Source organism: Nonomuraea coxensis DSM 45129, assembly GCF_019397265.1.
Lineage (GTDB): Bacteria > Actinomycetota > Actinomycetes > Streptosporangiales > Streptosporangiaceae > Nonomuraea > Nonomuraea coxensis.
On record NZ_CP068985.1, the window covers coordinates 8,559,240 to 8,572,286 of the forward strand.

The 13,047-nt window shown below is 73.1% G+C and carries 11 protein-coding genes; 3 read left to right on the forward strand and 8 right to left on the reverse strand.

The annotated features are described in order from the left end of the window. The first annotated feature begins 5 nt into the window (after positions 1 to 5). Positions 6 to 959, forward strand: coding sequence for a sigma-70 family RNA polymerase sigma factor (locus Nocox_RS40110; RefSeq protein WP_026214850.1), 954 nt, complete (start codon positions 6 to 8; stop codon positions 957 to 959). A 15-nt stretch (positions 960 to 974) separates the two neighbouring features. On the opposite strand, the gene Nocox_RS40115 is transcribed toward Nocox_RS40110, so the two are convergent. The 6 genes from Nocox_RS40115 to kdpF all read right to left on the reverse strand — a co-directional run bounded on the left by Nocox_RS40115 (position 975) and on the right by kdpF (position 8,866). Beyond that, positions 975 to 1,643, reverse strand: a complete 669-nt coding sequence (locus Nocox_RS40115; RefSeq protein ID WP_020545543.1) for a response regulator — start codon at positions 1,641 to 1,643, stop codon at positions 975 to 977. Next, entirely contained in the window at positions 1,640 to 4,117 is a 2,478-nt protein-coding gene (locus tag Nocox_RS40120) for a sensor histidine kinase (RefSeq protein WP_246649931.1), read from the reverse strand. Before Nocox_RS40120 ends, Nocox_RS40115 begins: the two co-directional genes overlap by 4 nt. A gap of 61 nt (positions 4,118 to 4,178) precedes the next feature. Next, complete coding sequence (locus Nocox_RS40125; RefSeq protein WP_020545541.1) at positions 4,179 to 5,003, reverse strand: potassium-transporting ATPase subunit C; 825 nt, start codon at positions 5,001 to 5,003, stop codon at positions 4,179 to 4,181. Continuing rightward, positions 5,000 to 7,114, reverse strand: a complete 2,115-nt coding sequence (gene kdpB, locus Nocox_RS40130) for a potassium-transporting ATPase subunit KdpB (protein ID WP_026214849.1) — start codon at positions 7,112 to 7,114, stop codon at positions 5,000 to 5,002. The genes Nocox_RS40125 and kdpB overlap by 4 nt, the downstream gene beginning before the upstream one ends. A 1-nt stretch (position 7,115) precedes the next feature. After that, a complete protein-coding gene (kdpA, locus tag Nocox_RS40135; protein ID WP_026214848.1) occupies positions 7,116 to 8,777 on the reverse strand; it encodes a potassium-transporting ATPase subunit KdpA in 1,662 nt (553 codons plus the stop codon). After that, entirely contained in the window at positions 8,777 to 8,866 is a 90-nt protein-coding gene (gene kdpF / locus Nocox_RS40140; RefSeq protein ID WP_020545538.1) for a K(+)-transporting ATPase subunit F, read from the reverse strand. Before kdpF ends, kdpA begins: the two co-directional genes overlap by 1 nt. 275 nt (positions 8,867 to 9,141) lie before the next feature. Here kdpF and Nocox_RS40145 point away from each other — a divergent pair, with 275 nt between their 5' ends. Further along, positions 9,142 to 10,410 (forward strand): sensor histidine kinase, encoded by a 1,269-nt coding sequence (locus tag Nocox_RS40145; protein WP_020545537.1) that lies wholly within the window; start codon positions 9,142 to 9,144, stop codon positions 10,408 to 10,410. Continuing rightward, positions 10,398 to 11,045, forward strand: coding sequence for a response regulator (locus tag Nocox_RS40150; RefSeq protein WP_020545536.1), 648 nt, complete (start codon positions 10,398 to 10,400; stop codon positions 11,043 to 11,045). Before Nocox_RS40145 ends, Nocox_RS40150 begins: the two co-directional genes overlap by 13 nt. A gap of 46 nt (positions 11,046 to 11,091) precedes the next feature. On the opposite strand, the gene Nocox_RS40155 is transcribed toward Nocox_RS40150, so the two are convergent. Further along, the gene (locus Nocox_RS40155; RefSeq protein WP_020545535.1) at positions 11,092 to 12,012 is read right to left on the reverse strand and encodes a CPBP family intramembrane glutamic endopeptidase; all 921 of its coding nucleotides are present in this window, start codon (positions 12,010 to 12,012) and stop codon (positions 11,092 to 11,094) included. A gap of 128 nt (positions 12,013 to 12,140) precedes the next feature. Beyond that, entirely contained in the window at positions 12,141 to 12,938 is a 798-nt protein-coding gene (lgt, locus tag Nocox_RS40160) for a prolipoprotein diacylglyceryl transferase (RefSeq protein ID WP_020545534.1), read from the reverse strand. Between the last annotated feature and the right edge of the window lie 109 nt (positions 12,939 to 13,047).

The following is a 13,047-nucleotide window of genomic DNA, read 5'->3' on the forward strand; positions in this document are numbered from 1 at the left end:
TCACCGTGGACGGCACCGCCGCTGATCGCTTCGACACCGGCCGGTTCGAGGCCGGCCGGCACCGGCTGGCCGCGCTGGCCTACCGGCTGCTGGGCTCCGCCGCCGACGCCGAGGACGTCGTGCAGGACGCGTTCCTGCACTGGCAGGCCGCCGACCGGCGGCGGATCGAGGTGCCTGAGGCGTGGCTGACCAAGGTCGTCACCAACCTGTGCCTCGACCGGCTCCGGTCGGCGCGGGCCCGCCGCGAGCGGGCCGTCGGCGCCTGGCTGCCCGAGCCGCTCCTCGACGGCGATCCGATGCTGGGCCCGGCGGACACGTTCGAGCAGCGCGAGTCGGTCTCCCTGGCGGTGCTGACCCTCATGGAGCGCCTGTCGCCCCTTGAGCGGGCCGTCTACCTGCTGCGCGAGGCGTTCTCGTACAGCCACGCCGAGATCGCCGGCATCCTCGGCGTCACCGAGGCCGCGAGCCAGCAGCACCTCCACCGGGCCCGGCGGCGGCTCGCCGCCGCGCGCCGCCGGGGCGGCGCGATCGACCCGGCCTCCGCCCGCGGGATCGTCGAGGAGTTCCTCGCCGCCGCGCTCTCGGGCCGCACCGAACGGCTGGTGGCGCTGCTCACCGACGACGCGACCGCGGTCTCCGACGGCGCGGGCCTGGCCGAGAAGCTGCTGATGTACGACACGCCTGAGCGCATCGCCACGCTCGTCCGGGCGGGCTTCAAGCCCACGCCCGCGAAGCGGCGGCTCGCCGGCGGCACGGCCGCCCTCCACTACGCGGGCGTCAACGGCGCTCCCGCCGTCCTGTTCGTGCTCGGCGACCGGGTCTCCGGCGTGGTGGCGTTCGACGTCGAGGACGGCGGGATCGCCGCCCTGCGCGGCATCGCCGCCCCCGCCAGGCTCGGCCGCCTGGCCGCCGCCTGGCGGCGGCACGAACCCGGCCCGCCGCTCCTCGCCGAGTGGTGAGTGCCCGTCCGTGAGTCAGGGCGCGTAGCGGTAGCCCATGCCCGGCTCGGTGATCAGGTGCTGGGGGTGGGCGGGGTCGGGTTCGAGCTTCCTGCGGAGCTGGGCCATGTACTGGCGGAGGTAGTGGGTCTCCTTGACGTGCTTGCTGCCCCACACCTCGGCGAGCAGGTAGCGCTGGGGGATCAGCTTGCCGGGGTTGCGCAGCAGGATCTCCAGGATGTGCCACTCGGTGGGGGTGAGCCTGATCCCGCCGGAGACGGTCTTGCCGACCAGGTCCACGGTGTGGTCGCCGACCCGGATGGGCGCCGGCTCGGCCTCCTGGACACTGGTACGCCGGGACACGGCCCGGATGCGGGCCAGCAGCTCCTCGATCCCGAAGGGTTTCGTCACGTAGTCGTCGGCGCCGGCGTCCAGGGCGTCCACCTTGTCCTGGTTCCCGGCGCGGCCGGACAGGACGACGATGGGGACGCGGGTCCAGCCGCGCAGGCCGTGGATGACGTCCACGCCGTCGATGTCGGGCAGTCCGAGGTCGAGGACGATGAGGTCGGGATGCCATTCGGCGGCCTGGCGCAGCGCGGAGGAGCCGTCGGCGGCGACCGCGACCTCGTAGTGCCGGGCGGCCAGGTTGATGCGGAGCGCCCGCAGGATCTGCGGCTCGTCGTCCACGACCAGGATCTTGGTCATGGCGCCGCCGCCCCGGGGTGGACCGGCATGCTGACGATCATCGTGAGACCTCCTCCTGGCGTCTCCTCGGGGATGAGCGTGCCGCCCATGGCCTCGGTGAGCCCGCGCGAGAGCGCGAGGCCGAGGCCGACGCCGGTGCCGTTGTCGCGGTCGCCGAGCCGCTGGAACGGCAGGAACACCCGCTCGTGGTCCTGGGGCGGGATGCCGGGGCCGCGGTCGACGACCCTGATCTCGACCTGGTCGCCGTGCCGGCCGGCGGTGATCAGCACCTTGTGGCCGGGCGGGCTGTAGCGGACGGCGTTGGCGATGAGGTTGGCGAGGACGCGCTCCAGCAGGGCCGGGTCGGCGACGATGTCGGGCAGCTCGACGGGCACGTCGTTCACGACGCGCTCGCACAGCGGGCCGAGGTCGTCCACGGCCCTGGGCACGACCTCCTCCAGGGCGACGGGCAGGAGCGACAGGCCGAGGACGCCGGCCTGCAGCCGGCTCATGTCGAGCAGGTTCTCCACCAGCCGGTCGAGCCGGACCAGGGACTCGTCGGCGGTGGCGAGCAGTTCGTCGCGGTCCTCGTCCGTCCAGTTCACCTCGTGGCCGCGCAGGCTCTCGACGGCCGCCTTGGCGGCCGAGAGGGGGGTGCGCAGGTCGTGGCTGACGGCGGCGAGCAGCGCGGTGCGCATCTTGTCGGCCTCGGCCAGCGGCCTGGCCAGCTCGGCCTCCTCCTCCAGGCGTTCCTGCCGCAGCGCGACGGCCGCCTCGGCGGCGAACGCCTCCAGCACCCGCCGGTCGCCGGCGTTGAGGAGCTGGCCGCGGGCGGCGAGCATCAGCTCGTCGCTGATCACGACGTCGGTGTCGGCGGTGGCGGGCGCCGTGCAGGGCTCGTTCCCCGAGGTGGCGACGATGCGCCAGGCGCGGGGGTCGGCCTGGTCGTCGGGGGTGGGGTTGCCGACGCGTTCGAGCAGGGTGACCGAGTCGAGCCCGAACGTCTCGCGCAGCCGTCCCAGCAGGGAGGGCAGCGCGGCGTCGCCGCGCAGCACGTGCCCGGCCAGCGTGGACAGCACCTCGGCCTCCGCTGCGGCGCGGGCGGCCTGGCGGGTACGCCGGGCGGCCACGTCGACGATCGTGCTGACCCCGGCCGCGACCAGCACGAACACGATCAGCGCCAGCAGGTTCTCCGGGTGGGCGATGGTGATGTGGCCGACGGGCGGGGTGAAGAACCAGTTGAGCAGCAGCGACCCGCCGACGGCGGCGGCGATGGCCGGCCACATGCCGCCGATGAGGGCGACGCAGACGACCAGGAGCAGGAACAGCAGGATCTCGCTCGGCAGTTGCAGCACGTCGCGGAAGGGGGCGAGCGTGGCGGTCAGCGCGGGCAGGCCGGCCGTCGCGACGGCCCAGCCGGCCAGCCGCCGTTCGCGGGTCAGGGCGGCGCGGGCGCGCTCAGGCCGCCTGCGGCCCTTCTTGACCTCCTCGTGGGTGACGAGGTGGACGTCGATCGAGCCGGACAGGCTGGCGGTCTCCACGCCGACGCCGCGCGAGAGGATCTGCGCGAAGCGGCCCCGGCGGGAGGCGCCGAGGACGAGCTGGGTCGCGTTGACGCCACGGGCGAAGTCGAGCAGCGCCCGCGGCACGTCGCCGCCGACCACCTGGTGGTAGGTGCCGCCCATGCTCTCCACCAGGGAGCGCTGGCGGACCAGGTGGGCCGGGTCGGCGCCGGCCAGCCCTTCGGCGCCGGCCACGTGGACGGCCAGCAGGTCGGCGCCCTTGGTGCGGGCCGCGATGCGCGCCGCCCTTCGTACCAGCGTGTCGCCCTCGGGGCCGCCGGTCAGGGCGACCACGACCCGTTCCCTGGTCTCCCACGTGTCGGCGATGCCGTGGTCGGCGCGGTAGCGGTCGAGCTGGTCGTCGACCTTGCCGGCGACCCAGAGCAGGGCCAGCTCGCGGAGGGCGGTGAGGTTGCCGACGCGGAAGTAGTTCGACATGGCCGCGCTGACCTTCTCCGGGGCGTACACGTTGCCGTGCGCCATGCGCCTGCGCAGCGCCTCCGGGGACATGTCGACCAGCTCGATCTGCTCGGCCCTGCGGACGACCTCGTCGGGCACGGTCTCGCGCTGCGGGACCCCCGTGATCCCCTGGACGACGTCGTTGAGCGACTCCAGGTGCTGGATGTTGACCGTGGAGATGACGTCGATGCCGGCGTCCAGGATCTCGTCGATGTCCTGCCAGCGCTTGACGTTCGCCGAGCCCGGCACGTTGGTGTGGGCCAGCTCGTCGATCAGCGCCACCTTCGGCCTGCGGGCGATGACCGCGGGCACGTCCAGCTCGGTGAAGGTGGCCCCGCGGTAGGTGACGGTCCTGCGCGGGACGACCTCCATGCCCTCCAGCAGGGCGGCGGTACGGGGCCGGCCGTGCGTCTCGACCAGGCCCACGACCACGTCCCTGCCGCGTTCGAGCGCGCGGCGGCCCTCGCCGAGCATCGCGTACGTCTTGCCCACCCCGGGGGCCGCCCCGAGGTAGACCCGCAGCCGCCCGCGCACGTCAGCTCTCGTCGAGGGCGAGGTTGAGTTCGAGCACGTTGACGGCGGGTTCACCCATGAAGCCCAGTATGCGCCCCGTGGTGTGCTCCTCGATCAGCCCCCTGACCCGGTCCAGGGGCAGGCCGCGCTCCCTGGCCACACGCGGGGCCTGCAGCCGGGCGTAGGCCGGCGAGATGTGCGGGTCCAGGCCGGAGCCGCTGGCCGTGACCGCGTCGGCGGGGACGACGGGGGGCGCGGCGTTCCCGCGGACGGGCACGGTGCGGCCGGGCGCGTAGTCCTCCCCCGGCGTCGCGCACTCCACCCGCACGCCCTGGTAGGCGGCGACGAAGGGGGTGGCGGGGCAGGGCTGGTTGACGCTGACGACGCGGCCGGGGAAGACCTTGAGCACCGCGCCGACCCCGTCGGGCGTGCAGTACGGGCGGGCGCCGCTGACGCCCTCCAGCTCGCCGGCCGCCTTGGACCGGGCGCACACCTGCGTGAGCAGCGACGGCCTGCCCTTCCCCTCCCCGGCGGGCGGGATGTCGACGACGTCCTCGGGGCCGAGGTTGCTCGCCGAGGTGGACGTGGGGTCGTAGCCGTCGCCGGCGGCCGACGGGCGGGACTGGAAGTACTTCCTGACCGGCCGGCCGTCGGCGTCGGTGAAGGACTGGCCGATGAGCGAGCTGCCCACGTCCCTGATGACGGAGCCGTTCGCCTGACGGGGGAACAGCACCTGGGCGAGGCCGGTGGTGACCAGCGGGTAGATCAGGCCGAGCAGGACGGTGAGGACGGCGACGGCGCGGAGCGCGGCGAGGTGCCGGCGCAGCGGGCTCGGAAGGCGTTTCATCTAGACATCCCCGGGAGGAACTGGACCAGCAGGTCGATGATCTTGATGCCGACGAAGGGGGCGACGACGCCGCCGAGGCCGTAGACGTACAGGTTGCGGGACAGCAGCTTGGACGCGCTGGACGGCCGGTAGCGCACGCCGCGCAGGGCGAGCGGGATCAGCGCGACGATGACCAGCGCGTTGAAGACCACCGCGGCCAGGATGGCGGACTGGGGGCTGCTCAGACGCATGATGTTCAGCGCGTCGAGGCCCGGATAGACGGCCGCGAACACGGCCGGGATGATCGCGAAGTACTTCGCGATGTCGTTGGCGATGGAGAACGTGGTCAGCGCGCCCCGCGTGATGAGGAGCTGCTTGCCGATCTCGACGATCTCGATGAGCTTGGTCGGGTTGGAGTCGAGGTCGACCATGTTGCCGGCCTCCTTGGCGGCGGAGGTGCCGGTGTTCATGGCCACGCCGACGTCCGACTGGGCGAGCGCCGGGGCGTCGTTGGTGCCGTCGCCGGTCATCGCGACCAGGCGGCCGCCCTCCTGCTCCCGCTTGATCAGGGCGAGCTTGTCCTCGGGGGTGGCCTCGGCCAGGAAGTCGTCCACGCCGGCCTCGTCGGCGATGGCCTTGGCGGTCAGCGGGTTGTCGCCCGTGATCATGACGGTTCTGATGCCCATCCTGCGCATCTCGTCGAACCGTTCGCGCATGCCCTCCTTGACCACGTCCTTCAGGTGGATGACGCCCAGGACGCGGCCTCGCTCCGCGACCACCAGCGGCGTGCCGCCGGAGGCGGAGATGCCGTCCACCAGGTGGCCGGCCTCGTCGGTGGGGTGGCCGCCGGCGTCGCGCACCCACTTCATCACGGCCGTGGCGGCGCCCTTGCGGACCTCGCGCCCGTCCAGGTTCACCCCGGACATGCGGGTCTGCGCCGTGAACGGCACCCACTCGGCGTGGGCCAGCTCCCCCGCCTGACGCTCGCGCAGGCCGAAGCGGTCCTTGGCGAACACGACGATGGAGCGGCCCTCCGGGGTGTCGTCGGCCAGGCTGGACACCTGCGCGGCCTCGGCCAGCTCGGCCGCGCTGACGCCCCGGACCGGGACGAACTCGGCGGCCTGCCGGTTGCCCAGGGTGATCGTGCCGGTCTTGTCCAGCAGCAGCGTCGAGACGTCGCCCGCGGCCTCCACCGCCCGGCCCGACATGGCGAGGACGTTGCGCTGAACCAGGCGGTCCATGCCGGCGATCCCGATGGCCGACAGCAGCGCACCGATCGTGGTGGGGATGAGGCAGACCAGCAGCGAGACCAGCACCACGCCGGTGACGCCGTTCGCGTCGAGGGCGGGCGAGTCGGGCACGCCGGGATTGACGAGCTTGGAGTAGATGGCGAGGGGCTGCATGGTCACGGTGGCGGCCAGGAAGATGATCGTCAGGGCGGCCAGCAGGATGTTGAGCGCGATCTCGTTCGGCGTCTTCTGCCGGTTCGCGCCCTCCACCAAGGCGATCATCCGGTCCACGAAGCTCTCGCCCGGCTTCTGGGTGATCTTCACGATGATCCGGTCGGACAGCACCTTCGTGCCGCCCGTGACCCCGGAGCGGTCGCCACCGGACTCGCGGATGACGGGCGCGGACTCGCCGGTGATGGCCGACTCGTCCACGCTGGCGATGCCGTCCACGACATCGCCGTCCCCGGGGATCGTCTCCCCCGCCTCGACGATCACGTGGTCGCCCTGCCGCAGCTCGGGCGCGCGGATGACCTCCCAGCGGGTGGGGTCGGCCGGGTCCGCCAGCCGGCGGGCCTGGGTGTCCGTCTTCGCCTTGCGCAGCGTGGCCGCCTGGGCCTTGCCGCGGCCCTCGGCCATCGCCTCGGCCAGGTTGGCGAACAGGACGGTCAGCCACAGCCAGGCCACGAGCGCCCAGGCGAAGAACGACGGGTCGAGCACGGCGAGGACGGTGGTGAAGGCCGCGCCGACCTCCACGACGAACATCACCGGGTTGCGCCACAGCTCGACCGGGTTGAGCTTCCTCAGCGCGCCCGGCAGCGAGCGGACCAGTTGCTCCGGGTCGAACAGGCCGGCGGGCCGGCCGTTCCGCTTCGGCGCCGGTTTCTCCAGCACGGGGGTTGACATGTCAGGACAGTCCTTCTGCGATCGGTCCGAGCGCCAGGGCGGGGAGGAAGGTGAGGGCGACCAGGATGACCGTCACGCCGACGACCATGCCGACGAACTGCGGCCGGTGCGTCGGGAGCGTGCCGGCCCCCTCGGGGACGGGCGACTGCGCGGCCAGCGAGCCGGCCAGGGCCAGCACCAGGATGATCGGCAGGAACCGGCCGAAGGCCATGCACAGGCCGAGCGCCACGTCGTACCAGGGGGTGTTGACGGTGAGGCCGGCGAAGGCGGAGCCGTTGTTGTTGGAGGCGCTGGTGAAGGCGTACAGGACCTCGGACAGGCCGTGCGGGCCGGTGTTCAGCATGCTCGCGCGCCGCTCGGCCGAGCCCATCGCGAACGCAGTGCCGACCAGCACCAGGATCGGGGTGACCAGGAAGTACAGCGAGGCGAGCTTGATCTCGCGGGCGCGGATCTTCTTGCCCAGGTACTCCGGGGTGCGGCCGACCATCAGCCCGGCCACGAACACCGTGATGACGGCGAGGACGAGCATGCCGTACAGGCCCGCGCCGACCCCGCCGGGGGCGACCTCGCCCAGCATCATGTTGACCATCGTCATCATGCCGCCGAACGGGGTGTAGGAGTCGTGGAAGGAGTTCACCGCTCCCGTGCTCGTGAGCGTCGTCGACGCGCCGAACGTGGCCGAGTTCGAGACACCGAAGCGGACCTCCTTGCCCTCCATGGCCGCCCCGGCCGCCTGCGGCACGGTGGCGCCGCCGGACAGCTCGAACACGTTGGTGAGCACGACGCTCGCCAGCGCCAGGACGCCCATGACGGCGAGGATCGCGTAGCCCTGGCGGACCTGGCCGACCAGCCGGCCGAAGGTGCGGGTGAGCGAGAACGGGATGACCAGGATGAGGAAGATCTCCAGCCAGTTCGTCCAGGCGGCGGCGTTCTCGAAGGGGTGGGCGGAGTTGACGTTGTAGAAGCCGCCGCCGTTCGTGCCCAGTTCCTTGATGACCTCCTGGGAGGCGACCGGGCCGCCGGTGATCGACTGGACGCCGCCGGTCAGCGTGGTCACCTCGCGCAGGCCGGACAGGTTCTGGACCAGCCCGCCGGCGACCAGGACCAGCGCGCCTGCGAACGCGATCGGCAGCAGGACGCGGAGCGTGCCGCGGACCAGGTCCACCCAGAAGTTGCCGATGGTGTCGGACCGGCGGCGGGCGAACCCGCGGACCAGGGCGACCGCCACCGCCATGCCGACGGCCGCCGAGACGAAGTTCTGCACCGCCAGGGCGGCCATCTGGGTCAGGTGGCCCATGGTGGACTCGCCGGAGTAGGACTGCCAGTTGGTGTTGGTGACGAAGCTGACCGCGGTGTTCCAGGCGATGTGGCCGGTGACCGGTTCCATGCCCAGGCTCAGCGGCAGCCGGTCCTGGAGGCGCTGGATGCCGTACACGACCAGGATCGAGACCGCCGAGAAGGCCAGCAGGGCGCGCGCGTACACGCCCCAGGTCTGCTCGGCGTCCGGGCGGACGCCGAGCAGCCGGTAGATCACCCGTTCGAGCCGGGTGTCCTTGGTGCTCGAGTAGACGCGGGCCATGTGGTCCCCGAGCGGGACGTGCACCAGGGCCAGCGCGATGATCAGGGAGGCGATGAAGACCATCCCTGCCACGGTCGTGCTCATCAGAAGCGCTCCGGGAACAGCAGGGCGGCGACCATGAAGATCACCAGGGCCACGGCGGTCACGAGACCGGCGGCGTTGACGGCGCTCACAGCCGCTCCACCGCCTTCACGACGACCCCGAGGACCGCGAAGATCGCGACCGTCAGGATCACGAAGATGACGTCAGCCATCCCACTCCTCAGCTCGATGAGGTCCGGAAGGACCCAGCACCAGCAAACGACGAAGAATGGGAGGTTTCGCCGTTCTTGACGCATTTCATACGGCAACAGCCCGAATATTGACGGCCTTCCTACACGCGGCCGATCAGGTCGCCCCCTGCCGTGCCTCGCTCTGGCCTAGGGTCTGAGGGCGAGGAGGTGGGCGGGGTGACGACTCGGGAGACCACGGGCGGCGGACGGCCGGCCCTCGGGCGGGCGGTGCGCGCCCGAGCCCGCGCCGCCCTGGACGGCCTCGAACACCTCGTCGGCGGCATGGGCACCGCCGCGCTCGCGCTCATCGCGCTGGCCGGGCTGGTCGCGGTCGCGCTCGCCTGCCTCGCCGGCGTCGGGCTGCTCCTGGCGCCGGCCGCGCTGCGCGGCCTGCGCGCGGTCGCCGACCGGGAGCGGGCCCGGCTGTCACGCTGGGGCCCGCAGCTCGTCGGCCCCGCCCCGGTGCCCGGCCGCTGGCGCGCGGCCCTCCGGCAGCCCGCCGTCCGCCGGGAGCTGCTGTGGGTGCTCCTCCACGCGACGTCCGGGCTGCTGCTCGGGCTGGTGGGGCTCACCCTGCTCTTCAGCGCGGTGCGTGACCTGCTGTTCCCGCTCTACTGGTGGCTGCTGCCGCAGGCCGACGCGGCCGGCGCGGGCCTCGGATGGGAGACCGGCAACTGGCCGGGCGCCATCGCGGTCGCCCCGCTCAGCCTGGGCTGGCTGGCGCTCGCCGTGCTGCTCGTCCCCGTCATGGCCCGCCTCCAGGCCGCGCCCGGACGGCGGCTGCTGGCCGCCGACCCCGGCACCGACCTGGCCCTGCGGGTCGCGCAGCTCACCGCCACCCGCGCGGCGGCCCTGGACGCCCACGCCGCCGAGCTGCGCAGGATCGAACGCTCCCTGCACGACGGCACCCAGAACCGGCTTGTCGCCGTCACCGTGCTGCTGGGCGCGGCCAGGCGCGCCCTGGCCCGCGACCCCGCCACCGCCGACGAGGTGCTCGCCCGCGCCCAGGACGCCGCCGAGCAGGCGCTGGCCGAGCTGCGCGCGGTCGTCCGCGGCATCCTGCCGCCCGTGCTGGACGAGCGCAGCCTGCCCGACGCGCTGACCGGCCTGGCCGCCGCCTGCGCCGTGCCCTGCGAGATCGACGCGGACCTGCCGGGCCGCTGCCCCGCCTCGGTCGAGGCCACCGCCTACTTCGTGGTGGCCGAGGCGCTGACCAACATCGCCCGCCACAGCGAGGCCCGCCACGCCAGGGTGAGCGTCCGGCGGGCCGGCGACCGGCTGCGCCTGCTCGTCACCGACGACGGGCGCGGCGGGGCCACGGAGTCCGGCGGGTCCGGGCTGAGCGGCATCCGACGGCGTACCGAAGCACATGACGGCGTGTTCGCGCTGTCCAGCCCGCCCGGCGGGCCGACCACACTGGAGGTGAGCCTGCCTTGCGGATCGTGATCGCGGAGGACGATCCCCTGCTGCGCGAGGGCCTGGCGCTGCTGCTGCGCGCCGAGGCGCTGGACGTCGTGGCCACCGCCCCCGACGCGGCCGGCTTCCTCGACGCCGTCGCCGCGCACGAGCCGGACGTCGCCATCGTGGACGTCCGCATGCCGCCCACCCACACCGACGAGGGCATCAGGGCGGCCGTCGAGGCCAGGCGGACCCGGCCCGGCCTGGCCGTGCTCGTCCTGTCGGCGTACGTCGAGCAGGCGTTCGCCACCGACCTGCTCGTCCACGGCAGCGCCCGCCTCGGCTACCTGCTCAAGGAGCGGGTCGGGCGGGTCCAGGAGTTCCTGACCGCGCTGCACCGGGTGGCCGGCGGCGGCACCGCCATCGACCCCGAGGTGGTCGCGCAGCTCCTCACCCGCAGGCGGCCCGACAACCGGCTCGACCGGCTCAGCCCGCGCGAACGCGACGTGCTCGCCCTGATGGCCGAAGGGCTCGGCAACACCGCCATCGCCGAGCGGCTCGTCGTCACCGGCGGAGCGGTGCACAAGCACATCAGGAGCATCTTCGCCAAGCTCGACCTGCAGCCCGCCGACGGGACCGACCGCCGGGTGGCCGCCGTGCTGCGCTACCTGGAGAGCACCTGACCCTCACGTCCGGCAAGGTCACGTCGAGGGTCGTCGGGCCGCCGGCTCAGCGGGCGGGCAGGGCTTCGGGGTCCGCCGCCGTCGCCGGGGCGGGCTCCGCGGGCGCACGGTAGCCCAGGCGGCCACGGGTCGCGATGAGCACCAGCACGGCTCCCGTGGTGCCCGCGAGAAGAGTGACCCGGGACGCCAGCTCGGGCGTGGCCAGCATCGGGAACATCTCCGCGAACGCGACCGACATGAAGTTGTTGACGCTGACGTGCAGCAGCATGATCAGCGGCAGGCTCTGCCCGGTCCGGTTGAAGACCCAGGTGACGACCACGTTGAAGGTGCAGCAGAAGGCCACGAACTCGGCGATCCGCAGCAGGCTGACGTCCGGGTACCCGCCCCACTCGGACAGGAACAGCGGCAGGTGCCACAGGCCCCACAGCGGGCCGAGGATGACGCTGGAGCCCAGCGCGCCGAACCTGCGCTGCATGCGCGCCAGGGCGAAGTCCCGCCAGCCCGGCTCCTCCGCCAGCCCGGTGGTCACCATCTGGAGCAGCAGGCTGGGGAGGTAGGCCACCAGCACGACGGCGGGCGGGAAGACGACCTGCCCGTCGGTCATCGCGAGGCAGGTGACGATGATGGCGGCGGGGACGCCGACCGCCGTCACCAGGTACCAGACCCAGCTCACCCGCCACTTCGTCATCCGCCCGACCCACCGGCGGACGCCCTCCTTGCCGTCCGTGATCCTGGTCACGAGGTACGCGGAGAAGATCGGGCCGAGATAGGCGCCGGGGAGCATGCCGAGCAACTGCGAGGTGCCGAGCACGGCGGGGAACTCGAAGTCCAGGACCCCGGTGCCGTTCGCCGACAGGATGTAAGGGAGCCAGGCGACCCAGCTCATGAGATTGGCGAGGACGAAGAAGCTGATCAGCGGGCGGCGCCGGATGACGCCCCGGAGCCCGGTCTGGCTGTTGGCTGGCATGTCAGTGATTCCCTTGGGGAGCGCTTGATGGACAGCCATCAGCACACCAGCCACGCCCCCTTCCGGTCGTTCCCGCGTACGCCCCAAAAGCAGGTACAGCCAGGGGTACCGTCGTGCGGAGATCGAGGTCAGTTCGCGGTCGGTGGGCGGCGGGTGAGGGTCAGGTACGTGACCGCGGCGGCGAGGACCAGCAGGGCGGTCCAGACGTTGAGGCGCAGGCCGAGGACGAGGGGGGCGGGGTCCACGCGCAGCCATTCGATCCAGGCGCGGCCGGTGGCGTAGGCGGCGGCGTACAGCGCGAAGGTCCGGCCGCGGTCCAGGTGGAAGCGGCGCTCGGCCCAGAGGACGAGCCCGGCCACGCCCAGGTCCCACAGCGACTCGTAGAGGAAGGCCGGATGGTACGTCGCCGTGGACGCGAGGCCGGGCGGCCGGTGGGCGGGGTCGATCTCCAGCGCCCAGGGCAGGTCGGTCGGCCGGCCGTACAGCTCCTGGTTGAACCAGTTGCCCCAGCGGGCGATGGCCTGCCCGAGCGCGATCCCCGGCGCGACGGCGTCGGCGAAGTCGCGCAGCGGGATGCCGCGCCGGCGGCAGGCCAGCCACGCGCCGAGCGCGCCCCCGGCGACGGCGCCCCAGATGCTGATGCCGCCCTCCCAGATCGCGAAGGCGCGCAGAGGCTCGCCGCCGGGGCCGAAGTACTGCCGCCAGTCGGTGGCCACGTGGTAGATGCGCGCGCCGGCCAGGCCGAACGGCACGGCCCAGGTGGCGAGGTCCACGACCGCGTCGCGTTCGCCGCCGCGGGCCGCCCAGCGGCGCCGGGTGACCCAGGCGCCGACGACGATGGCGAGCACCATGAGCAGCGAGTACGCGCGGATCGGCAGCGGGCCGAGATGCCAGACGCCCTGCGACGGGCTGGGGATGGCTGTCACACCGCCGAGTCTCGCGCCGGGGCGGCCGGGCGCGCATCGAGCGGGACGCCGATCCCCGGGTCAGTCGACTGGTTGATGCCGGACCGCCGGGCGGCTGGTTATCGTCGGT